General features: G+C 65.3%; 20 protein-coding genes. 10 read left to right on the plus strand and 10 right to left on the minus strand.

The window, feature by feature from the left end:
- Positions 1–112: 112 nt before the first annotated feature.
- Both ONR75_RS32645 and ONR75_RS32650 read right to left on the minus strand, forming a co-directional pair.
- Positions 113–1,708, minus strand: a complete 1,596-nt coding sequence (locus tag ONR75_RS32645) for an ATP-binding protein (protein WP_320109677.1) — start codon at positions 1,706–1,708, stop codon at positions 113–115.
- Positions 1,615–2,865 (minus strand): cache domain-containing protein, encoded by a 1,251-nt coding sequence (locus ONR75_RS32650; protein WP_320109678.1) that lies wholly within the window; start codon positions 2,863–2,865, stop codon positions 1,615–1,617. The genes ONR75_RS32645 and ONR75_RS32650 overlap by 94 nt, the downstream gene beginning before the upstream one ends.
- 221 nt (positions 2,866–3,086) lie before the next feature.
- Between ONR75_RS32650 and ONR75_RS31785 the strand changes: the two genes are divergently transcribed.
- Together ONR75_RS31785 and ONR75_RS31790 are read left to right on the plus strand one after the other, a co-directional pair.
- Positions 3,087–3,449 (plus strand): DUF1304 domain-containing protein, encoded by a 363-nt coding sequence (locus tag ONR75_RS31785; RefSeq protein ID WP_265080744.1) that lies wholly within the window; start codon positions 3,087–3,089, stop codon positions 3,447–3,449.
- A 273-nt stretch (positions 3,450–3,722) separates the two neighbouring features.
- The gene (locus ONR75_RS31790; RefSeq protein ID WP_265080745.1) at positions 3,723–4,946 is read left to right on the plus strand and encodes an ABC transporter substrate-binding protein; all 1,224 of its coding nucleotides are present in this window, start codon (positions 3,723–3,725) and stop codon (positions 4,944–4,946) included.
- A 241-nt stretch (positions 4,947–5,187) separates the two neighbouring features.
- Here ONR75_RS31790 and ONR75_RS31795 read toward each other — a convergent pair whose 3' ends face one another.
- Positions 5,188–5,430 (minus strand): hypothetical protein, encoded by a 243-nt coding sequence (locus tag ONR75_RS31795; protein WP_265080746.1) that lies wholly within the window; start codon positions 5,428–5,430, stop codon positions 5,188–5,190.
- Between the two features lie 420 nt (positions 5,431–5,850).
- On the opposite strand from ONR75_RS31795, the gene ONR75_RS31800 reads away from it, so the two are divergent.
- A complete protein-coding gene (locus tag ONR75_RS31800) occupies positions 5,851–8,109 on the plus strand; it encodes a transglycosylase domain-containing protein (protein ID WP_265080747.1) in 2,259 nt (752 codons plus the stop codon).
- 151 nt (positions 8,110–8,260) lie between these two features.
- Here the strand turns inward: ONR75_RS31800 and ONR75_RS31805 are convergent, their stop codons facing one another.
- The 4 genes from ONR75_RS31805 to ONR75_RS31820 form a co-directional block, all read right to left on the minus strand.
- Positions 8,261–9,100, minus strand: a complete 840-nt coding sequence (locus ONR75_RS31805) for a M48 family metallopeptidase (RefSeq protein WP_265080748.1) — start codon at positions 9,098–9,100, stop codon at positions 8,261–8,263.
- 262 nt (positions 9,101–9,362) lie between these two features.
- On the minus strand, positions 9,363–10,688 hold the full coding sequence (locus ONR75_RS31810; RefSeq protein ID WP_265080749.1) for a polyhydroxyalkanoate depolymerase: 1,326 nt from the start codon (positions 10,686–10,688) through the stop codon (positions 9,363–9,365).
- A 129-nt stretch (positions 10,689–10,817) separates the two neighbouring features.
- Positions 10,818–11,636, minus strand: coding sequence for an ABC transporter permease (locus ONR75_RS31815; RefSeq protein WP_265080750.1), 819 nt, complete (start codon positions 11,634–11,636; stop codon positions 10,818–10,820).
- A complete protein-coding gene (locus ONR75_RS31820) occupies positions 11,633–12,427 on the minus strand; it encodes an ABC transporter ATP-binding protein (protein WP_265080751.1) in 795 nt (264 codons plus the stop codon). The genes ONR75_RS31815 and ONR75_RS31820 overlap by 4 nt, the downstream gene beginning before the upstream one ends.
- A 97-nt stretch (positions 12,428–12,524) precedes the next feature.
- Here ONR75_RS31820 and ONR75_RS31825 point away from each other — a divergent pair, with 97 nt between their 5' ends.
- Positions 12,525–13,844: an ActS/PrrB/RegB family redox-sensitive histidine kinase gene (locus tag ONR75_RS31825; RefSeq protein WP_265080752.1), complete on the plus strand. Its 1,320-nt coding sequence runs from the start codon at positions 12,525–12,527 to the stop codon at positions 13,842–13,844.
- An 11-nt stretch (positions 13,845–13,855) separates the two neighbouring features.
- Here the strand turns inward: ONR75_RS31825 and ONR75_RS31830 are convergent, their stop codons facing one another.
- Both ONR75_RS31830 and ONR75_RS31835 read right to left on the minus strand, forming a co-directional pair.
- Positions 13,856–15,094, minus strand: coding sequence for an MFS transporter (locus tag ONR75_RS31830; RefSeq protein WP_265080753.1), 1,239 nt, complete (start codon positions 15,092–15,094; stop codon positions 13,856–13,858).
- Between the two features lie 123 nt (positions 15,095–15,217).
- Positions 15,218–15,901 (minus strand): class I SAM-dependent methyltransferase, encoded by a 684-nt coding sequence (locus ONR75_RS31835; protein WP_265080754.1) that lies wholly within the window; start codon positions 15,899–15,901, stop codon positions 15,218–15,220.
- A 209-nt stretch (positions 15,902–16,110) separates the two neighbouring features.
- Between ONR75_RS31835 and ONR75_RS31840 the strand changes: the two genes are divergently transcribed.
- Positions 16,111–16,338, plus strand: coding sequence for a transcriptional regulator (locus ONR75_RS31840; RefSeq protein WP_265080755.1), 228 nt, complete (start codon positions 16,111–16,113; stop codon positions 16,336–16,338).
- The gene (locus ONR75_RS31845; RefSeq protein ID WP_265080756.1) at positions 16,338–16,625 is read left to right on the plus strand and encodes a hypothetical protein; all 288 of its coding nucleotides are present in this window, start codon (positions 16,338–16,340) and stop codon (positions 16,623–16,625) included. The genes ONR75_RS31840 and ONR75_RS31845 overlap by 1 nt, the downstream gene beginning before the upstream one ends.
- Positions 16,626–16,629: 4 nt before the next feature.
- Here ONR75_RS31845 and ONR75_RS31850 read toward each other — a convergent pair whose 3' ends face one another.
- The gene (locus tag ONR75_RS31850) at positions 16,630–16,875 is read right to left on the minus strand and encodes a hypothetical protein (protein ID WP_265080757.1); all 246 of its coding nucleotides are present in this window, start codon (positions 16,873–16,875) and stop codon (positions 16,630–16,632) included.
- Between the two features lie 168 nt (positions 16,876–17,043).
- Between ONR75_RS31850 and ONR75_RS31855 the strand changes: the two genes are divergently transcribed.
- The 4 genes from ONR75_RS31855 (at position 17,044) to ONR75_RS31870 (ending at position 21,498) form a co-directional block, all read left to right on the plus strand.
- A complete protein-coding gene (locus tag ONR75_RS31855) occupies positions 17,044–17,202 on the plus strand; it encodes a hypothetical protein (RefSeq protein WP_265080758.1) in 159 nt (52 codons plus the stop codon).
- A gap of 105 nt (positions 17,203–17,307) precedes the next feature.
- The gene (locus ONR75_RS31860; protein WP_265080759.1) at positions 17,308–17,961 is read left to right on the plus strand and encodes an ABC transporter ATP-binding protein; all 654 of its coding nucleotides are present in this window, start codon (positions 17,308–17,310) and stop codon (positions 17,959–17,961) included.
- On the plus strand, positions 17,958–20,420 hold the full coding sequence (locus tag ONR75_RS31865) for an ABC transporter permease (RefSeq protein WP_265080760.1): 2,463 nt from the start codon (positions 17,958–17,960) through the stop codon (positions 20,418–20,420). Before ONR75_RS31860 ends, ONR75_RS31865 begins: the two co-directional genes overlap by 4 nt.
- Positions 20,410–21,498: a lipocalin-like domain-containing protein gene (locus ONR75_RS31870; protein WP_265080761.1), complete on the plus strand. Its 1,089-nt coding sequence runs from the start codon at positions 20,410–20,412 to the stop codon at positions 21,496–21,498. Before ONR75_RS31865 ends, ONR75_RS31870 begins: the two co-directional genes overlap by 11 nt.
- Positions 21,499–21,502: the final 4 nt, after the last annotated feature.

Below are 21,502 nucleotides of genomic sequence, written 5' to 3' on the forward strand. Positions count from 1 at the left end.
ATCGCGACCGGTTTTGCTTGGGCCTGCGTCAGCCGGCTTTGCCGTCGGTGGTATTCTCAGCCGCGCCGGATTGGCGCGGCTGAAGGCGGCCATCCGCCAGGTGGCGCAGTCCCTAAGCCTTCTCCGCGGCGACTTTCGCTACGGCCTTCTCACCCAGCACCAGGCGGATCATCCGCGCCAGATCGGCGCGGCGATACGGCTTGGTGAGCAGGTGCAGGCCGGGGTCGAGGCGGCCGTGGTGGACGATGACATCCTCGGTGTAGCCGGACGTGTACAGCACCCTGAGCGACGGCTGCCGCCGCACCAGCTCGTTGGCCAGCTCCCGGCCATTGCCGCCGGCGCCGAGGATCACGTCGGTGAGCAGCAGGTCGAACGGTGGGCTGTGCGCCGCCAGCGCCAGCGCGTCCGATGCACTGGCAGCGGCGACCGCCGCATAGCCGAGCGCCGCCAGATTGGTCATGACGTACTGGCGGACCAGATCGTCGTCCTCGACCACCAGCACGGTTTCGCGACCGCCGATAATTTCCGGGGCCATTCCAGACTGTAGCGCATCGGCCGCGCCGACGGCGCGCGGCAGATAGATCTTCATGGTCGTGCCGACGCCCTCCTCGCTGTAGATCTTGATGTGGCCGCCGGACTGCCTGACGAAGCCATAGACCATGCTGAGGCCAAGCCCGGTGCCCTTGCCCACCGGCTTGGTGGTGAAGAACGGATCGAATACCCGGTCGCGCACGCTGGCGGGTATGCCTGTGCCATTGTCGCTGACCGCCACCATGGTATAGGCGCCGGAGGTGAGTTCGGCGTTCTGCGCCGCGTAGTCCTCGTCGAGCACCACATTCGCGGTCTCGAAGGTGAGTCGGCCACCCGACGACATGGCGTCGCGGGCGTTGATCGCCAGGTTGATCAGCGCGTTGCCGAGCTGCACCGGATCGGCCAGCGCCAGCCACGGCCCCTGCACCAGCCTGGTCTCGATCTCGATCCGCTCGCCGAGCGTCGGCCGCAGCAGCCTTGTTGCGTCCAGCACCAGCGCATTGACGTCGATGGCGCGCGGCTGCAGCGGCTGCCGGCGAGCGAACGACAGCAGCTGATGCGTGAGTCCGCTGCCGCGGTCCACCGCCTCGTCGATCATCCCGGCGATCTTGGCCAGTTCGGGGCGATCCTGCACCCCGTCGGCGATCATCTCGATGCCGCCGGTGATCACCGTGAGGATGTTATTGAAATCATGCGCCACGCCGCCGGTGAGCTGGCCGACCGCTTCCATCTTCTGGGCCTGGTACAACTGCCGTTCGGTCTCCCGCGATGCCGTGACGTCGTGATAGACGATGACGGCGCCCTGCCGCTCGCCGGCGCCGTCGGTAACGGCGCGCCCGCTGGCGACCAGCCGGATCATGCGGGTTTCGCCGGGCCGGCGGATACAGATCTCGACATTGTCAAAATCCTCGCCGCGCGCGGCGCGTCCGAGCAGGGTCTCATCCGCCGGGATCGGCGTGGCGCCATCCGGGTAGAAGCGGTCAAAGGCCCTGGACCAGCCCGGCGTGCCGTATGGCGGCACATCGCCGATCAAACGCTTCCACACCGCATTGCCGAACAGCACGCCGCCCTCGGCGTCGATCATCAGCACCGCATCGGCCATGCTGTCGATGGTCTTGTCGAGCATCTCCGACTTGCGACGGAGCGCCTCGGCCTTCTCGGTGAGGCCCTCGGCCATGTGGGTGAAGGCGGCGGCAAGGATGCCGACCTCGCCGGTGAGCCCCGGGGCACCGTCATAGGCCCGCCACCGGCGAATCGGTCGACCGCTTGGGTGATCTCGATCAGCGGCCTTGTCATCGATCGGGCCAACAGTACCGCCAGCAGGATGGCGAGCAGCACGGCGGCGCAGGCGGCGAGCAGGTCGGAGCGCCGCGCCGCGCTGGCCGGAGCCAGCAGCACGGCATAGGAATCGGTCTCGATGATGCCGAGCCGCGGGCCATCAGCCACCTGCGCAGTAGCCAGCGCCACCGCCACCTGCGCGCCGCTGGGATCCGCGACCACCGCGGCGCCGCGCCCGGCGGTGCCGACCGCGCGGGCAAGCCCGGGCAGCTCCTCCTGCCAGCGGTAGCGCTGGCCGAGCTCGAAACCGAAGGTATGGCCGGGGTCCGGGTGCAACAGGAAGTCGCCATCGGCATTGACCAGGTAGATCAGCGAATCCTCGTCCATGGCGGCGCGGATCCGTTCGAAGATCGGACGCAGGTCGAGGTTGATGATGACGATGCCGAACGGCTGGCCAGCGGCGTCGTGCAGCGGCGTGGCGAAGCGCATCACCGGCACGTGCGGCACTTCCAGCGTGCCATGCTCCTGGTTGAGCTCGATCGGCGAAACGTAAACTTCGCCGGGTGGCAGCATGATGCTGCTGCGGAAATAGCCACGGTCGCCCTTGGGCGCGAGCTCCTGTTGCGGCACAATGCGCGCGGAATGGTCCGGTCCGGAGCGGTCGACGCGGACGATCTCGCGGCCGCCATCGGCGAGGCCGATCAGGCGAAACTGCTGGATGGCCGGCTTGGCCTTCAGCTGCGCGAGATAGATGCGCTCGATGCGCTCGCGCCAGACCTCGGTCGCAGTGCCGCCGACCGGATCGTTGCCTCCGGCCTGGATGGAGCGCACCAGCGCGTCATGGGAGGGCACCGCGCGCATGCCGAGCACGTCGCTGCGCAGACCGCTCAGATAGATGTCGAGCACGCCGAGCCGGGCGCGCGCCTGGGTGCCGAGCCGCTCCAGTGCCGGCGGCACCACCGAAGACTCGACGCTGTGATAGCCGATCAGTCCCGCCGCCGCGGTGCCGAGCACCAGCCCGGTCATCGCGATCATCAGGCGTGTCGAAAGATTCATGCTGGAATCCGCACGCCGCTCGCCGCACGAAGCGATCAATTATCCCGTACTGGGTGCATGTGAACCGCGCCCCGGTGATTTGACAAGACCCATGCGGCATCTGACACAGGATGCGAGGCGGTTTAGGTAAAGAGATAGGGAACACGCAGGCCTCGCGGCCATGCTATGTCGGACCACGCACCGACTGATGTGCACTATTGGTCGGCAATGGGGGACTTCATATGACCATGATCGGTAACACGCTGGTGGCGCTGGTGGCGGCGTTGCACCTCTATTTTCTGGTGCTGGAGATGTTTCTCTGGACCACCCCCTATGGCCTGAAGACCTTCGGCAATACGCGCGAGAAGGCGCAGGCATCGGCAGTGCTCGCCGCCAACCAGGGGCTGTACAACGGCTTCCTCGCCGCCGGCCTGCTGTGGGGTCTGCTGCACCCCGTCGCCGCCGTGGCATCGCAGATCAAGATCTTCTTCCTGCTCTGCGTCATCGTCGCCGGCCTCTACGGCGCCTACAGCGTCAGCCGCAAGATCCTGCTGGTCCAGGCGTTGCCGGCGGCGCTGGCTCTGGTCGCGGTCTGGCTGGGGTAGCTCGACGCAACGCTGCGCGCCTTGGCCGCCTGTCATCGGCGGCGGAGGCGCGCGACCCGACAAATCTCCGGCATCGGTCGTGAAGCCGCGACGCCCGCGTCTACTGGATCCCCACATCCGCGGGGATGACAGGTCGAGCGGCAGGCGGCAGCAGCGCGTGCAACGCGACACCTTCCTTGTCTTCTTGCCTTCGCAAAACACCTGCGCCACACTCCGGGCAACGATGGCACCAGCAATGGAATGACGTCGACGCATATCAGGGAAGGCAACCACATGAGAGCATCGCATCTCCATTGCTTCGCCGCGTCTGCATTAAGCCTTGCGCTGCTCGCCACACCGGCAGCCGCCGAACCGAAATATGATCCCGGCGCCTCCGCCAGCGAAATAAAAATCGGCCAGACAGTGCCGTTCTCGGGTCCGGCCTCGGCCTATTCATCGATCGGCAAGACCCAGGCCGCCTATTTCAAGATGATCAACGAACAGAGCGGCATCAACGGCCGCAAGATCAACCTGATCCAGTATGACGACGCCTATTCGCCGCCCAAGGCCGTCGAACAGGTGCGCAAACTGGTCGAATCCGACGAAGTACTATTGACCTTCCAGATCGTCGGCACGCCGTCCAACGCCGCCGTGCAGAAATATCTCAACCAGAAGCAGGTGCCGCAACTGTTTGCCGCCACCGGCGCAACCCGCTTCACCGACCCCAAGAACTTTCCATGGACTATGGGCTACAATCCCAACTACCAGAGCGAGGGCCGGATCTACGGCAAGTACATCCTGAAGAACTATCCCAATGCCAAGATCGGCATCCTCTGGCAGAATGACGATCTCGGCCGCGACTACGTCGCCGGCATCCGGGCCGGGCTCGGCGACAAGGCGGCGACCATGGTCGTGGCGGACACGTCCTACGAACTGGCAGACCCCACCGTCGACTCGCAGATCGTCAAGCTGAAATCCTCCGGCGCCGACCTGCTGTTCAGCGCCTCGACGCCGAAATTCGCGGCGCAGGCGATCAAGAAAGTCGCCGATCTCGGCTGGAAGCCGGTACACATCGTCGACATCAACGCCACCTCGGTGGGCGCGGTGCTGCAGCCGGCGGGGCTGGACAACTCAAAAGGCCTGATCTCGGTGAATTACGGCAAGGACCCGGCCGACCCGCAATGGAAGGACGATGCCGGCATGAAGCGCTACCTGGCGTTCATGGAGAAGTACTATCCCGAGGGCGACAAGAACTCGAACTTCAACACCTATGGCTACGGCAATGCGCAGCTGATGGTCGAAGTGTTGAAGCGCTGCGGCGACGACCTCACTCGCGCCAATGTGATGAAGCAGGCGACGTCGCTGTCCAACATCAAGATCGATATCGGCCTGCCCGGCATGAGCATCACCACCTCGCCGACCGACTATCGCGTCAACAAGCAGCTGCAGATGATGAAATTCAACGGCGAGCGCTGGGAGCTGTTCGGCCCGATCATCGAGGACGACGTGGCGGGATGAGCGCCGCACCCACTTTCGGGATGTGAGTGCAACGTGTGCCGCTGTATCGTTCGCCGGACGCGGCGCCCTACGCCGCCCTTGCGGCGTGGTGCGCCGCAGATCCGGCGTCCATTCCCTTTGAAAAATGTGGGTCCTGGCTCTGCGGAGCAGCGTTTCACGCTGCACCGCGTCCGGGACACGAGAGCATTGACTAAAAGAAGCCGCGCTGTTTCCAGCGCGGCTTCTTCTCCGCTGACGCGACTTACTTGCTCATGCTGCCCTTGTGCATGCCGTCCTTGGCCATGCCTTCCTTCTTGGTGGAGTGCATGCCGTCCTTCTTCATCGAATCGGGACGGTCGACCGCGGTTCCGGTTCCCGTGGTGGCGGGCTGGTTGACGCCGGCGCCGGTCGAACCGGGCTGCGGTGCATTCGGATTGGCCTGCGCGAAGGCAGCGGAACCCGACATCAGGGTGGCGAGTGCAGTGGCGAGAATGATCTTCTTCATGTGACCTCCAGGTGATTTGTTTCGCCTGCTATCAATGAGAAGCACCAAATTACGTTCCTCGCAAAGGCCCGAGGAACAATGGCGTGCGATCAATTGCCGATCACAGGAACGTCAGTGCGCGGGAAGCAATGCTGTTGCTACGTGCACCGAGGATGAACCGCGGCGCTGTTTTTACCCGACGCGGTGCAGCATGCGACGCGCAGCGGAGCTCGGTTGTCATCGCCGCGAAAGCGGCGACCCAGTACACGCAGGCGCTGGCGATCATCATAATGCCCGCGTTTACTGGATCCCCGCATCCGCGGGGACAACAGGCGGAGTGCGGGGTGGCCTGCACCAATCCCGCCCGCATTTGCATCCCGTTAACCTCCGCTTAACGGCGCTTTAAACCGGGAACAGTAGGGTCCGGCAGCAACAAGCGCGGTGGCGGATGGCGAAGAAAAAGGCGGCGGACGCAAGGAGCCGGTGTTCGGGCTCGCAGCTTCGCTGTCGGAGCTGCGGCTGAAGCCGGACGATCGCGTCTCGGGCGGCGACGACGCGCCGAAAGCGAACCCGCGAAAATCCTCGGACGGCGGCGCGCGAAAGCCGCGCAAGGCCAGCCGCGCGCGCGGCAACAGCCGGATCGGCGCGTTCTTCCGAAAAACCTTCTACTGGGGCGCGGTGCTCGGGCTGTGGGGCGCCATCGCCGTGGTCGGCGTGATCATCTATGTGGGCGCGCATCTGCCGCCGATCCAGTCGCTGGAAATTCCCAAGCGGCCACCGACCATCCAGATCGTCGGCTATGACGGCACGGTGATGACCACGCGCGGCGAACAGGCCGGCACCAATGTGGCGCTGAAGGACCTGCCGCCGTATCTGCCGAAGGCCTTCATCGCCATCGAGGACCGCCGGTTCTATTCGCATTACGGCGTCGATCCGCTGGGCATCGCGCGCGCCGCGGTGGCCAACATCGCGCATCGCGGCGTGTCGCAGGGCGGCTCGACGCTGACCCAGCAGCTGGCGAAAAACCTGTTCCTCACCGAGGAACGCACCATGAAGCGCAAGCTGCAGGAGATGGAGCTGGCGTTCTGGCTGGAGCGCAAGCATTCCAAGAACGAGATCCTGGAACTGTATCTCAACCGGGTCTATTTCGGCTCCGGCGCCTATGGCGTGGAAGCCGCGGCGCAGAAATATTTCGGCAAGTCGGCCAAGAACGTGACGGTGGCGGAAGCGGCGATGCTGGCCGGCCTCGTCAAATCGCCGTCGCGGCTGGCGCCGAACCGCAACCCGGAAGGCGCCGAGGCGCGCGCGAAGATCGTGCTGGCATCGATGCAGGACGCCGGCTTCATCACCGCGGCGCAGGCGCAGGCCTCGACCTCGCACGCCTCGTACAATGTGAAGGCGGTCGGCGCCGGCACCGTGAACTATGTCGCCGACTGGATCGGCGAGGTGCTCGACGACCTGGTCGGTCAAATCGACCAGAGCATCGTGGTCGAGACCTCGATCGATCCGAAGCTGCAGGCGGTGGCCGAGGCGTCGATTATCGACGAACTGGCGGCCAAGAGCGTCAAGTTCAACGTCTCGCAGGGCGCGCTGGTGGCGATGACGCCGGACGGCGCGGTGCGCGCCATGGTCGGCGGCCGCAATTACGCCGAGAGCCAGTACAACCGCGCGGTCACCGCCAAGCGGCAGCCGGGCTCGTCGTTCAAGCCGTTCATCTATCTCACCGCCATTGAGGCGGGCCTGACGCCGGAAACGATCCGCCAGGACGCGCCATTGGACGTGAAGGGCTGGAAGCCGGAGAACTACACCCACGAATATTTTGGCGCGGTGACGCTGACCCAGGCGCTGGCGATGTCGCTGAACACGGTGGCTGTGCGACTGGGACTCGAGGTCGGCGCCAAGAGCGTGGTGCGCACCGCGCACCGGATGGGGATTGCCTCGAAGCTCGACGCCAATGCCTCGATCGCGCTCGGCACCTCGGAAGTGTCGCTGACCGAGCTGGTCGGCGCCTATACGCCGTTCAGCAATGGCGGGCTCGGTGTTTCGCCGCATGTGGTGGAGCGCATTCGCACCGTCGACGGCAACAAGGTGATCTACAAGCGCCCGGCCGACACGCCCGCAGCGGTGATCGACGCCCGCGCGGTGGCGATGATGAACACCATGATGACCGAGACGCTGCTGACAGGCACCGCAAAGAAAGCCGAACTGCCGGGCTGGCAGGCGGCGGGCAAGACCGGCACCAGCCAGGATTTCCGCGACGCCTGGTTCATAGGCTACACCTCGCGCTTGGTCACCGGCGTGTGGCTCGGCAATGACGACAACTCGCCGACCAAGAAGGCCACCGGCGGCGGCCTGCCGGTGGAGATCTGGACCCGCTTCATGAAGGCCGCGCATCAGGGCATCACGCCGGCGCCGATCCCGGGCGCCGTGCCGAGCAGCTTCTTCGCGAGCGTCGCTCAAACGGTGTCGCAGGTGGTGCCCGGCGCAGCGCCGCAATCGCAACTCCCGCCGCCGGAACAGCAGGCGCCGGCGCGCGGCTACGTGCCGAGCGCGCCGGTCTATACGGGCAATCGCCCGCAGCCGGCGGCGCCGACCCAGGCGAACTATCCCGCGACGCGATCCCCGCCGCCGCAAAACGTGCGGCCGGAAGCGGCGAGCGGACTGGATGGCTGGCTGACGGAACGGTTGTTCGGGAGATAGAGCGAGAAACGCTCGGTCTCGTGCCCCGGACGCGATGCAATACGAAGTATTGCTTCGCAGAGCCGGGGCCGTTACGGGCACCGGCGTTTGATACGGTCCCGGATCTGCGCAGCGGCATAAGAATGCCGCAGCGCGTCCGGGACACGGATCGCTACTCCGCAATCCCGTAACGGTGCAGATCGTTGCCGTGGGTGTCGAGCCAGGTCTTGGCGCGTTCGGTGGCCGGGCAGATCTTCGCCACCACCTTCCAGAACCGCACCGAATGGTTCATCTCGACTAGATGCGCGACCTCGTGGGCGGCGAGGTAGTCCAGCACATGCGGCGGTGCCAGGATCAGCCGCCACGAGAATGACAGCGACCCCGCCGAGGTGCAGGAGCCCCAGCGGCTCGACTGGTCGCGGATCGACAGCCGCTTGACCTTGACGCCGAGCGTCGCGGCATAATGCGTCGACGCCTTTTGCAGATCGTTGCGTGCCTCGCGCTTGAGGAAGTCGTGGACGCGGCGGTCGATATGCTCCGCCTCGCCGGCCACGCAGATGATCTTGTCGCCGCTGTCGCGGGTCTCCACCCACACCGTGCCGCGAACGCCGGCGCGATGGACGATCTTATGCGGGGCACCGCGCAGCGGGACGATTGTTCCCGGCTGGAACGGCGCAGCCTTCGGCAGACGACCGAGACGCGCGGCGATCCATGCACCGTGGCGCTGCGCGAACTCCTTGGCGTCGGCGAGCGTGCCACGCGGCGGCATGGTCAGGATCGCTTCGCGATCGCTTGGGTGAATGCGCAGCGTGTAGCGCCGCGCGCGCCGGTGGCGGCGCAGACGGACAGCGAATATTTGCGAGCCATGCTTGACGGCAAGGGTCGAAGGCTCGGTGGGACGACGATAAAGAAGCGCGCGAAAGGCCATGTCTGCAGATCCGGACGTCAGGAAGTCGACCGGATTCTGCCATATCTGCCGCCAGGGGAATCGCTCGGCGCAAAAACAAATCATTTGCCCAATATACAGGGGCCGCCTGAACGACGTCACCTACCCGATGTAGGCTGGAACAGGAATCTTGATTCAAATCAACATAGATTCATCGCTTGAAGAAATGAGATTTTCCTCATTTCTTCAAGCGGACTGCTGACGCCGATTTCCTGGCGCTATTTCAGAGGGTTAACGCGCGCGGTTTCGAGTCGAACCGCGCGCGCAAGCATCGAGTCACACAGCAACATCGTCGATGCGATGTCCCTGCTTATGTGATGCGGAACTTCTACTCAGCAGCGTCTGCAGTTTGCTTCGAATGCGCCGCCGACAACATGAAATCCGAAATGCGCGGCACGATTTCCGATTTGAAACGCGAGCCGTTGAACACGCCGTAGTGCCCGACGCCCTTCTGCACGTAGTGCACACGGCGATCGTCGGGGATCGATGTGCACAGCGAATGGGTCGCTTCGGTCTGGCCAAGCCCGGAGATGTCGTCGTTCTCGCCCTCCACCGTCATCAGCGCCACGTGGGTGATGACAGAGGGATCGACGCGCCGGCCGCGGTGGACCATCTCGCCCTTCGGCAGCGCGTGCTTGACGAACACGGTGTCGACGGTCTGCAGATAATACTCGGCGGTGAGGTCCATCACGGCCAGATATTCGTCGTAGAAGTCGCGATGCTTGTCGGCGAGGTCGCCGTCGCCCTGCACCAGGTGATTGAACAGGTTCTTGTGCGCGTCCATGTGGCGGTCGAGATTCATGCTTATGAACCCGTTCAGCTGCAGGAAGCCCGGATAGACATCGCGCATCACGCCCGGATTGGGAAACGGCACCTTGGTGATGACGTGGTTGCGGAACCAGTCGATGCCCTTCTCGGCGGCCAGATTGTTCACCGCGGTGGGATTGCGCCTGGTGTCGATCGGCCCGCCCATCAGCGTCATCGAGACCGGCACGAAGCGATCGCCTTCGGCTTCCATCAGCGACACCGCAGCCAGCACCGGAACCGAGGGCTGGCATACCGCGATCACATGCATGTTGCCGCCCAAGGCGTGCAGCATCTCGATGACGTAATCGATGTAGTCCTCAAGGTCGAAGCGGCCCTCGGAGATCGGCACCATCCGGGCGTCGGCCCAGTCGGTGATGTAGACCTCATGGGTCGGCAAGAACGCCTCGACGGTGCCGCGCAGCAGCGTCGCGTAGTGGCCGGACATCGGCGCCACGATCAGCACGCGCGGCTGCGGCGCACGCAGCGGGCGGGGATGCTTGCGATCGAAATACAGCAGCCGGCAAAACGGCTTCTCCCACACAGAACGGATCTCGATCGGCGTGCGCACGCCGTTCACCTCGGTATCGTCGAGGCCCCATTCCGGCTTGCCGTAGCGGCGCGTGGTGCGCTCGAACAGTTCGCAGCCGGCGGCGACGGACTTGCCGAAGTCCGTGTGGCTGAAGGGATTGAGCGGATGCTGGAACAGCAGCTTGGTGGCATCGGTCACCGCGCGCGCCGGATTGAGCGACGCATGCGCCATCTCATACATCCAGTACATCGGCGTGGTCAGCGCCGGACTTACTTCCGATGGCAGGTCGGGCGGCCTGCCAAATTCACCGATCGGCATTTCTTCCTCACTGACGATTATTCTGCACCGCAAGATAGTGGGGACTGCATAAGAAAGCGTCAACCGGTCGATTGGCACAGCTGCCGCGATTGCAGCGCAAAACCCCGTGTTTTCCCTGGAAATCTGGTCTTATTCGCCGCCCGATACCAGCGAGCCGACGCGGCGTGCACTTCTCAGCAGCAGGAGAAACACCACGAATGAGACAATAAACAGCACCGCGTTGATCGCCAGGGCGGTCAGCATGAGATCGGTTCGAAACACGTGATCGATCAGCAACGAGCGCATGCCTTCGAACACATAGGTCGGCGGCAGCGTCCAGGCCACGGCCTGAAGCCAGTGCGGCAGCACCGACACGGGGTAGTAGACGCAGGCCAGCGGCATCAGCGCGAACATCAGCGTCCACACGATGCTCTCGGCGCCGAGCCCGTTGCGCAGCACCAGACCGGACACGAAGATCCCGACCGACCAGCTGGTGAAGATCAGATTGCAGAAGAAGGCGATCAGCGGCAGGCCGAGCCCGAGCATGTTGAAGTTGAAGAAGATCACTGCCAGCAGCAGCATCGGAATGATGCCAATGGCCAGCCGGATCAGGCTCATGATCATCAGGGCGATCAGGAACTCGATGGGCTTCAGCGGGCTCATCATCAGGTTGCCGAGGTTGCGCGCCCACATCTCCTCAAGGAATGAGATCGAGAAACCGAGCTGGCCGCGGAACAGGATGTCCCACAGGATCACCGCGCCGATCAGCGTGCCGCCGGCCTGGGCGAAGAACCCGGCATTCTGCGAGATGTAATTCTGCAGGAAGCCCCAGGTGATGATCTGCAGCGCCGGCCAGTAGATCAGTTCCAGCAGCCGCGGCCACGACGACAGCAGCAGGTACCAGTAGCGCAGAACCATCGCGTTGATGCGGTGCAGGGCAATGCCGTTGCGGGTTTCGACAATGCTCATGGTGCGGGGTCCTGGACCCGGCCGCGGGCGACGTCGAGGAACACCTCCTCCAGCGTATTGCGGTTGTAGCGCAGCATGATGTTTGCCGGACTGTCGTCGTCCTCGACCCGGCCGCGCTTCATGATGATGACGCGGTCGCACAACCGCTCGACCTCCAGCATGTTGTGCGACGCCAGCAGGATGGTGGCGTTGTGGGTCTTGCGGTAGTTCTCCAGATGCTGCCGGATCCAGTCCGCGGTGTCGGGATCGAGCGACGCCGTCGGCTCGTCGAGCAGCAGCAGCTCCGGCCGGTTGATCAGCGCCTTGGCCAGCGCCACGCGGGTCTTCTGGCCGGCCGACAGCTTGCCGTTGGCGCGATCGATGAAATCGCCGAGATCGAGATCCTCGGCCAGCTCAGCGATCCGTCCGCGCAGGTCGGGAACCGCATAGAGCTTGCCGAACACCGTGAGATTCTGCCGCACCGTAAGCCGCATCGGCATGTCGACGTAAGGGCTTTCGAAATTCATCCGGCCGAGCACGCTCGCGCTTTGCTCGGGCATGGCGCAGCCGAGCACACGAACGTTGCCGGAGGTCGGCAGCACCAGCCCCATGATCATGGCGATGGTCGTGGTCTTGCCGGCGCCGTTGCCGCCGAGCAGGCCGGTGATGCTGCCCTGGGCAATGCGGAACGAGACGTCATCGACGGCACGGGTGGCCTTGTAGACCTTGACCAGATGCGCGACCTCGATCGCCGCCGGTCCGGCCGGGACGGCTGCGCGCAGCTCGGGAGCGGATGTGGTTTCGATCACCATGCGGGCCGTTCCTTGCGGCATCGAAGCGCACGATGCAAGGCCCGTTCGCCGACGGCTCCGGTTTGTGATCGGCTGATCATGCAGATAGAATTGCGGCATGACCGATTTCGATGCGTCCGACCTTCGCCATCCGCGCCGTTACGTACGACTGGATACCATCCTGCGGCTGCGCTGGCTGGCAGCGCTGGGACAGCTCGCGGCGATCTTCGTCGTGGTCCAGGGCCTCGATTTCGACGTTCCGATCATTCCCTGCGTCATTGTCATCGGACTCTCTGCAGCGCTCAATCTGGCGCTGCAGACCGTGTTCAATCCGATGCAGCGGCTGGAACCGGCCTATGCGGCGGCGCTGCTGGCGCTCAACATCGCCGAACTGGCGGCGCTGCTGTACTTCACCGGCGGCTTGCAGAATCCGTTCTCGTTCCTGTTTCTCGCCCCGGTGCTGATTTCCGCAACCGCGCTGCCGACGCGGCTGACCATCGCACTCGGCGTGCTCGCGGCCGCCTGCGCCACGCTGCTGGCTTTCTTTCACCTGCCGCTGCCATGGGACGCCGACGAGCCCCTTGTACTGCCGCAGATCTATCTGCTCGGCGTCTGGCTCTCGATCCTGCTGGCGATCGGTGTCACCAGCCTCTACGCATTCCAGGTCACCGAGGAGGCACGCAAGCTCTCCGACGCGCTGGCGGCGACCGAGCTGGTGCTGACCCGCGAGCAGCACCTCACCCAGCTCGACGGCCTTGCCGCCGCGGCCGCGCACGAACTCGGCACGCCGCTGTCCACCATCTTCCTGATCTCGCGCGAGCTCGAAAAGACCGTGCACGACAATCCGTCCCTCACCGAGGATCTCAAGACCCTGCGCGAACAGGCGCAGCGCTGCCGCGATATTCTCTCCAAGATCACGCAGCTGTCGTCGAGCGGCGCGCCATTCGACCGGATGCCACTGTCCACGCTGATCGAGGAAGCCGTGGCCCCGCACCGCGATTTCGGCGTCGCCATCAGGATTCGCATCGCGGTGACTGGCGCGGCGGAGCCGGTCGGCATGCGCAACCCCGCGATTCTCTATGGCGTCGGCAACATCCTGGAGAATGCCGTGGATTTTGCCCGCGGCACGGTGGAGGTGAACGCCTGGTGGAACGCGGAAACCGTGGTGATCTCGATCTCGGACGATGGACCGGGCATTCCGCCGCACCTTCTGAAGCGGATCGGCGAGCCCTATTTGTCGCGGCGGCGCAGCTCCGACGATGCCCAAAGCGGGCATGGCGGCCTCGGGCTCGGCGTGTTCATTGCGCGCACGCTGCTGGAGCGCACCGGTGCGAAAGTGACATTCGCAAACCGCACCTTCCCGGATCATGGCGCCGTGGTGCAGATCACCTGGCCGCGGGACAGCTTCGAGACCGCCGCCCGGCCGCTGACGTCGTAGGTCGTCTCCGCCTAAAGCGGCTCCGGAATCGATCCCGCCTGTTGCAACGAACGTCGCTTGGCAAAACCCGCCAGCGTGAGCACGATCAGACCGAGGAGAATTGGCGGGAACACGACGGCATTGACCGTCGACCAGCCGAAATTCGCCAGCAGCTGGCCCGACGAGAACGACCCCACCGCCATCAGCCCGAACACCAGGAAGTCGTTGAACGCCTGCACCTTGTTGCGCTCCTGCGGCCGGTGGGTTTCCAGCACCAGCGCCGAGGCGCCGATGAAGCCGAAATTCCAGCCGATGCCCAGGATCACCAGCCCGGACCAGAAATGCATGGTGGTGATGCCCGACATGCCGATGGTTGCCGCCAGCGCTTCAAGCGCGAGGCCGGCAGCGACGATGCGGGGCGCGCCGAAGCGCGCGATCAGAGATCCGGTGAAGAAGCTCGGTCCGTACATGGCCACGATATGCCACTGCAGGCCGAAGTTTGAATCGCTGAGCGGCAGTCCGCACAGCTTCATCGCCAGGGGCGCCGAGGTCATTACCAGGTTCATCATCGAATAGGACACTACGCCGCAGATCGCCGCGGCGATGAAGCGCGGCTGCCGCGCGATCACGGCCAGCGGCCTGCCGCCATGGAGATCCGCGGCTGCGGGCTTCGGCGCATCGACGGTGGACAGCAGCGCCATGGCGATCAGCGCCACCAGTGCCTGCGCCGTGAAGCTGAACGCAAACAGGTAAGGCGGCCAGACATCCATGGTCCACTGCACCAGCTGTGGCCCGAGCACGCCGGCGAAGACGCCCCCAGCCATCACCCATGAGACCGCCTTCGGACGATACGTGACGCTGGCGCCGTCGGCGGCAGCAAAGCGATAGGATTGCGAAACCGCGCCATACAGCCCGCCGAAGAAGGTGGCGCAGCAGAACAACGCGAACGAACCGCGCAGGATGGCCACGGCAGCGAGCGCGCCGCACAGCGCGCCGCAGCCGCTGCCGATGATGAAAGCGACGCGACGGCCGTAGGCACGGGAAATCGCACCGACCGGCAAGGTCCCGCAGGCCAGGCCGACCACATACATCGAGATCGGTACCGTGGCGTAGGACGCATCGGGGGCCAGCGTCGAACCGACGATGGCGCCAGTGGCGAAAATCACCGCCGAATTGGCGCCGGCGAGCGCCTGGGCGACCGCCAGCCGCAGCACATTGGAGCGTGCCCGCGCGTCATCGAACAGTTCGGGTGTGCCGGTCACATCGATCATTTGGGGGAATCCACCCGGATGCGGCCCGGTATGTCCGGGCCTTGTTGCTTCGCCGCGGACTATGAAGCCCGGCCAACCGGCAATCAACACGCGCAAACGAGGCAGCCCCATGCATCGGACGCTTCAGCCTTCCGCGATCCTTCCAAAAACCAGGATAAGATTGTTGGCGGGCATCTCGACGACCTCGATCAGCTTCAGACCGACGCTGCCGGCAACGCGCTCCAGCTCCTCGACGTCGCGGACGCCCCATTCAGGATTGCCGCTTCGGAGGCTGGTGTCGAACACCGCATTGCTGACGGCGGTATGGTGACCGCCGCGCTTGAACGGCCCGTACATGAACAACCGACCGTCGGCGCGCAGGTAGCGTGCAGCGCCCGCCAGCAGGCCTTCGGTCACCGGCCACGGGGCGATGTGGACGACGTTGGCGCAGAACACCGCCAAAAGCGGGTCCGGTGCGGCGCCCTCCGGCATGTGCGCGAGCCACGCGGGTTCGCTCACATCAATGCGCAGCGGCGCGCGGACGTTGGCGCGTTGCGTATGCATGGTCCATGCGGTGATGCTTTTGAGATGCGCCTCGTTGAAATCGCTCGGCCACCAGGTGATGCCGGGACTGCGCGCGGCGAATTCGACCACGTGCTGACCGGTGCCGCTGCCGACTTCGACGACGTTGCCTGACTTTCCGCCCAGAAATGGAGCCAGCACGCCCCAGATCGCCTCGTGATTGCGGTGAAACGCCTTGGCATCAAGCCGACCGTCGGCTTCGATGCGCCCGCCGTCCTTGCCGAATTGGATCACGTATTCAGCCACGCCTCGCCCCTCCCTCGCCGTTCACCAGCGTACCGCTGCGGCCGGTATTTAACCTCGGCGCATTCCTGTGACGGAATGTACTGCACGCCCGAAACACCCGCGCGACACGGTTATATGACGGGTGGGGTGCCTTTGCCGCGATGTTTCATGGTAGGAGTGGCGCAGCAGTAGCCGCAACGCCATCTTCGCGGCCAATTTTGAGGCACACCATGGACACCGAGCCGGAACCCAAGACCCCTGCCGAGATGAAGGAAATCCGGCTGAACCGCAAACTGGCGCAGGATGCCGAGGGCATCAAGGCGATGGCCGATATCGCGGCCGCCGACATTGCGATTCGCAAGCGCACCGAGACCCTGCGCGCCGCGCGGCTTGCGAAGGAAGAAGAAGACCGCGCCAAGCCGGTCGAACCGAAACCAAAGAAAAAGAAGACAACCTGATGTCAAAGGACGATCGCGACCGCGCGGAAGCGCGCACCAGCAAGGCCGAACGCGCCGCCCACGACGCCAAAAGCGGGCGATCCGAGCGCGACGCGGCGGCGAAGGCCGTGATTGACAACATGGCCAAGCTGAAAGCGCTGCGGCTGGCCCGCGAGGCCGCCGAGCCGCCTCGCGCCACCACCGTCAAGAAGAAGGCGGCGGCGAAGCCGGGCAGCAAGAAGGCGGAAAAGACCCCGGCGCTGGCGGACTGGCTGGCCGGTCAGCAGAGCGGCGGTCGCAGAACCTGACGGTTCAGGCCGCCGGAGCCGGCCATTCGATCATGGTGCGGGTCTTGGTCGCGGAATCGTAAACCTGGATCTGCAGCATCGGGTACTTGTTCTTCAAGGCCATGCCGGCTTCCTCGGCCGCTTCCACCGTGTCGTGATGCGACTTGAAATGGCCGTCCACGACCAGCGAGTAACCCTCGGTCGGTGCCTTGTCGGCGCGGATGATCTTGCGGGGCTGCGGGTCGTCCATTTCGATCTTCGGCTTTTTCATCGTCGCTCCGGAAAACGGGATTGCTGGCAAACTCGGCTCCCGTTAGCACCGTATGGTGAAAAAAGGCAGGGAAGATTGCTGGTTAGCGGCGAATATGCCCCATAATGACGTTCAGATTGAGGTCGGAGCAGCACCTTTCCCGTGCGATCCGACACGAAAGGCGCCACGATGACTGGAAAGCGCAAGACGCCGGAGGATGGCGACGCTGTCCGAGAGGACGACAAGGCAAAATTGCCGCCCCCGCCGGCCGAAGAAGACGATGAGGACGAAGACGGCGACATCGCCACCCCCAAGCGCGATCGCGACGACGAACAGCGATACTTGTAGACTGGCTTCCTATTTGCGCCAGGACTTGTGTCGTGACACTCGCGCAACATCCGGCAGCCGGCCACCCGGGACGCCCCGCAAACCGGCGTGCTAGGATGGACCGGCATGCTGACCGTCCGCCATCTCACAAAATCCTATCGCTCGGCCCAGGAACAGGTGGCGGTTCTGCGCGGCGTCGACCTCGATGTCGCTGCCGGCGAGAGCGTCGCCTTGACCGGCGAATCCGGCAGCGGCAAGAGCACGCTGCTGCATCTGATCGCCGGCCTCGACCAGGCTGACGGCGGCGAGGTGCGGCTCGGCGACACTGTCGTGACCGCCCTGCCCGACCCGGCACGCGCCGCGCTGCGCCGCGACCGTCTCGGGCTGGTGTTCCAGCAGTTCAACCTGATCCCCAGCCTCAGCGTAGCCGACAATCTGGCGTTCCAGTCGCGCATCGCGGGACGTCATGATGCGGCGTGGCATGCGGAACTCATCGAACGCCTCGGCCTCGCATTGCTGCTCAAGCGCTACCCGGAACAACTGTCCGGCGGGCAGCAGCAGCGCGTCGCCATCGGCCGCGCGCTGGCGGCGAAACCGCTGCTGCTGCTTGCCGACGAACCTACCGGCAATCTCGACGAGGCCACCGCCGACGAGGTGCTGGGACTGGCGCGCGATCTTGTGGCGCGCACCGGCTGCGGCTTCCTGATGGTGACACACAGCGCGCGGCTCGCCGCTACCCTCGACCGTCAGGTCCGTCTTCATGCCGGGCTGATCGCGTGACACGCGCAGCGTGGGTCCTCGCGGTGCTGCTGAGCCACTGGCGCCGACACCCGATGCAACTGGCTACCTTGCTGGTCGGGCTGATTTCGGCGACCGCGCTGTGGAGCGGCGTGCAGGCTCTGAACCAGCAGGCACGCGCGAGCTACGATCGCGCAGCGGCAACCTTCGGCGGTGCGCGCACTGCGATGCTGGTCGGCCGCGACCGGGCCACTTCTCCGCAACAGCTGTTCGTCGACTTGCGCCGCGCCGGCTGGCCGGTGTCGCCGATGCTGGAGGGCCGCGTCACCATTGGCGGCCGCTCGGTGCGCCTGCTCGGCATCGAGCCGGTGACGCTGCCGGCGGAGACGACGGCGACGCCGGAAATCGGCCGCGCCGGCGTGCAGGCTTTCCTGCTGCCGCCCGGCCAGACGCTGGTGGCGCCGGAGACGCTGGCTGACCTCGCACTGCCGGAAGGCGCCACGCCGGAGATTGCCGGCGCTGGCGCCCTGCCACCGCTCAAAATGCAGCGGCAACTGGCGCCGAGCGTGTTGATCGTCGATATCGGCGTGGCGCAGCGGCTGCTGCACATGCCGAATCGGATCTCGCGGCTGGCGATCGGCAAGACCAAGGGCGCCCGCCCGCCGCTCGAAGCGGTCGCCGGTGACCGGTTGCGATTGGTCGAGCCGGAGGCCGAGACCGACCTGCAGCGGCTCACCGACAGCTTCCATCTCAACCTCACGGCCTTCGGGCTGCTGTCGTTCCTGGTCGGGCTGTTCATCGTCAATTCCGCCGTCGGTCTCGCCTTCGAACAGCGCCGGTCGATGCTGCGCACCGTGCGCGCCTGCGGCGTGTCGGCTCGGATGCTGAACGCCGTGTTGCTGAGCGAACTGGTCAGCATCGCGCTGCTGTCCGGCCTCGTCGGCCTGGTCTGCGGCTATCTGATCGCGGCATCGCTGCTGCCCGATGTCGCCGCCAGCCTGCGCGGACTCTACGGCGCCGATATTCCCGGCCAGCTGCAATTGAAGCCGCAATGGTGGCTGGCCGGACTCGCCATCTCCGTGATCGGCGCAGTCGCAGCTGCGGCAGCAAGTCTCGTGAAAGCGGCGCGGCTGCCTTTGCTGGTTGCGGCGCAACCCTACGCCTGGCAGCAGGCGCAACACCGCTGGCTGTGCTGGCAGGGCGGCGCCGCACTTCTCGTCTTCGCATCGGCTATCGGCTTCCTCGGCTTCGGCGATTCGCTGAGCGCAGGCTTCGCCGTGCTGGCGGCGCTGCTGCTTGGCGCGGCGCTGGCATTGCCGGTGATCCTCGGCGGCGTGCTGGCGCTCGGCGAACGGCTGGCGCGGCGACCGCTGACCACGTGGTTCTGGGCTGACAGCCGGTTGCAACTGTCCGGCCTGTCGCTGGCGCTGATGGCGCTGCTGCTGGCGCTGGCGGTCAATGTCGGCGTCGGCACCATGGTGGAGAGCTTCAGCCGCACGTTTACGGGCTGGCTGAACGGACGGTTGGCGTCGGAGATCTATCTCAACGCCGCCAGCGACCCACAGGCCGGGGAGATCAAGGCTTGGCTGGCGCACCGCCCGGAAGTGCAGGCCACATTGCAGAGTGGCCGCGCCGATGTGCAGCTGGCCGGTCTGCCGGTGGAGTTGCTCGGCTTTGCCGATCACGCCACCTATCGCGACCAGTGGCCCTTGCTCGAATCTTCGGTCGACGCGTGGGACCGCGTGAAGACCGGCAACGCCGCGTTGATCAGCGAACAATTGTCGCGCCGCCTGAAGCTGAAGATCGGCGACCAGGTCGAGGTGCCCGTGGCCTCCGGAAAATGGACACTCGACGTCGTGGCCATCTATGCCGACTACGGCAATCCGAAAGGTCAGCTTGGCGTCGCCGTCGACGCACTGTTCCAGCACTTCCCCGATATTCCGCGCACCCGCTTCGGGCTCCGGGTCGTGCCGGCCGCAGTGCCGCAGCTGATGGCCGATATCCAGCAACGCTTTAGCCTGGACGGCCGCAACCTCGCTGACCAGGCGACGGTGAAGACGGAGTCGCTGCGGATTTTCAACCGCACCTTCGCCGTCACGGCGGCGCTGAACGCCTTTACCCTCGGCGTCGCCGGCGTGGCGCTGCTGACCAGCCTGCTGACCCTGAGCAATTCGCGGCTGCCGCAACTGGCGCCGCTGTGGGCAATCGGTATCACCCGGCGTCGGCTCGCCGCCATCGAACTGCTCAAGACCATGGCGGTGGCGCTGATCACGTCGCTGCTGGCGCTGCCGCTGGGTTTGTCGGTGGCGTGGTGCCTGATCGCCGTGGTCAACGTGAAGGCTTTCGGCTGGCGGCTGCCGTTCACCGTCTTTCCGTTCCAGTTATTGCAATTGCTGGGCGTAGCGATGCTGGCCGCGTTGCTGGCATCATTACTGCCGATCATCGGGTTGCTGCGGATGCAGCCCGCGCGACTGGTGAAGATCTTTGCCGATGAACGATAGCCCCCGAATCACGCGCCGTGGCTTTGCCGGCGGCCTTGCACTCCTCGGCCTCGGCGCGCCGCGCGCGGGGGCACAGGGCTTTGCCGGCCTCGGCCGCGACGCCGGAGGATTCGCGGCGGTGGTGCCGGGCAAGGCCCTGTCATTTCCCGCCGACCACGGCCCGCATCCGGACTATCGCATCGAGTGGTGGTACCTCACCGCGAATCTCAACGACGCCAACGGCGCCGCCTATGGCGTGCAGTGGACACTGTTCCGGCAGGCGATGGCCGCGGGCACGCAAGCGGAGGGCTGGGCCAATCCGCAGATCTGGATGGGGCACGCGGCGGTGACATCGGCCGGCACCCACCGGTCGAGCGAGACACTTGCCCGCGGCGGTATCGGCCAGGCAGGCGCGACGGCACAGCCGTTTCGCGCCTGGATCGATGCCTGGGAGATGCGCGGACTGGACGGCATGTCCGACGCAAGTCTAGCACCGCTGGCGGTCACGGCGTCGGGCGCCGACTTCAGCTACGCGTTGCGGCTCGACGCGGATCGTCCCCTGGTGCTGCAGGGTGACGGCGGCTACAGCAGGAAATCCGAGCGTGGGCAGGCTTCGTATTACTACAGCCAGCCGTGGTTCAGGGCCGCGGGCAGCTTGACGATCGACGACCGGACCATCGACGTCAGCGGACAGGCATGGATGGACCGTGAGTATTCGAGCCAGCCGCTGGCCTCCGACCAGACCGGCTGGGACTGGTTCTCGCTGCATCTTTCGTCCGGCGAAAAACTGATGCTGTTCCGGCTGCGGCAGGCGAGCGGCGCAAACTACTTTTCCGGCAACTGGATCACGCCCGATGGCCGCTCCGAGCAGATCGCCTCAACGGCCATCGCCATGACGCCAACGGCCACCACCGAGGTCGCCGGCCGCAAGCTACCGACATCGTGGCGCATCGTCGTTGCATCGCGCGGCGTCGCGATCGACACCGCGCCGCTCAATCCGATGAGCTGGATGGCGACGAGCTTTGCCTATTGGGAAGGACCGATCGCGTTGCGCGGCAGCCATAGCGGCGTCGGCTATCTGGAGATGACGGGGTATTAACCTC

It is taken from the genome of Rhodopseudomonas sp. P2A-2r, from assembly GCF_026015985.1.
Classification (GTDB): domain Bacteria; phylum Pseudomonadota; class Alphaproteobacteria; order Rhizobiales; family Xanthobacteraceae; genus Tardiphaga.

Bases quoted from the DNA above. Each gene is read 5' to 3' on its own strand.
- ONR75_RS31870 (WP_265080761.1), top strand. From the start codon at position 20,410: ATGAACGATAGCCCCCGAATCACGCGCCGTGGCTTTGCCGGCGGCCTT.
- ONR75_RS31795 (WP_265080746.1), bottom strand. From the start codon at position 5,430: ATGAAGAAGATCATTCTCGCCACTGCACTCGCCACCCTGATGTCGGGT.
- ONR75_RS31845 (WP_265080756.1), top strand. From the start codon at position 16,338: ATGTCAAAGGACGATCGCGACCGCGCGGAAGCGCGCACCAGCAAGGCC.
- ONR75_RS31840 (WP_265080755.1), top strand. From the start codon at position 16,111: ATGGACACCGAGCCGGAACCCAAGACCCCTGCCGAGATGAAGGAAATC.
- ONR75_RS32650 (WP_320109678.1), bottom strand. From the start codon at position 2,865: ATGAATCTTTCGACACGCCTGATGATCGCGATGACCGGGCTGGTGCTC.
- ONR75_RS31815 (WP_265080750.1), bottom strand. From the start codon at position 11,636: ATGAGCATTGTCGAAACCCGCAACGGCATTGCCCTGCACCGCATCAAC.
- ONR75_RS31790 (WP_265080745.1), top strand. From the start codon at position 3,723: ATGAGAGCATCGCATCTCCATTGCTTCGCCGCGTCTGCATTAAGCCTT.
- ONR75_RS31820 (WP_265080751.1), bottom strand. From the start codon at position 12,427: ATGGTGATCGAAACCACATCCGCTCCCGAGCTGCGCGCAGCCGTCCCG.
- ONR75_RS31785 (WP_265080744.1), top strand. From the start codon at position 3,087: ATGACCATGATCGGTAACACGCTGGTGGCGCTGGTGGCGGCGTTGCAC.
- ONR75_RS31810 (WP_265080749.1), bottom strand. From the start codon at position 10,688: ATGCCGATCGGTGAATTTGGCAGGCCGCCCGACCTGCCATCGGAAGTA.
- ONR75_RS31825 (WP_265080752.1), top strand. From the start codon at position 12,525: ATGACCGATTTCGATGCGTCCGACCTTCGCCATCCGCGCCGTTACGTA.
- ONR75_RS31830 (WP_265080753.1), bottom strand. From the start codon at position 15,094: ATGATCGATGTGACCGGCACACCCGAACTGTTCGATGACGCGCGGGCA.
- ONR75_RS31860 (WP_265080759.1), top strand. From the start codon at position 17,308: ATGCTGACCGTCCGCCATCTCACAAAATCCTATCGCTCGGCCCAGGAA.
- ONR75_RS32645 (WP_320109677.1), bottom strand. From the start codon at position 1,708: ATGGCCGAGGGCCTCACCGAGAAGGCCGAGGCGCTCCGTCGCAAGTCG.
- ONR75_RS31855 (WP_265080758.1), top strand. From the start codon at position 17,044: ATGACTGGAAAGCGCAAGACGCCGGAGGATGGCGACGCTGTCCGAGAG.
- ONR75_RS31805 (WP_265080748.1), bottom strand. From the start codon at position 9,100: ATGATTTGTTTTTGCGCCGAGCGATTCCCCTGGCGGCAGATATGGCAG.
- ONR75_RS31850 (WP_265080757.1), bottom strand. From the start codon at position 16,875: ATGAAAAAGCCGAAGATCGAAATGGACGACCCGCAGCCCCGCAAGATC.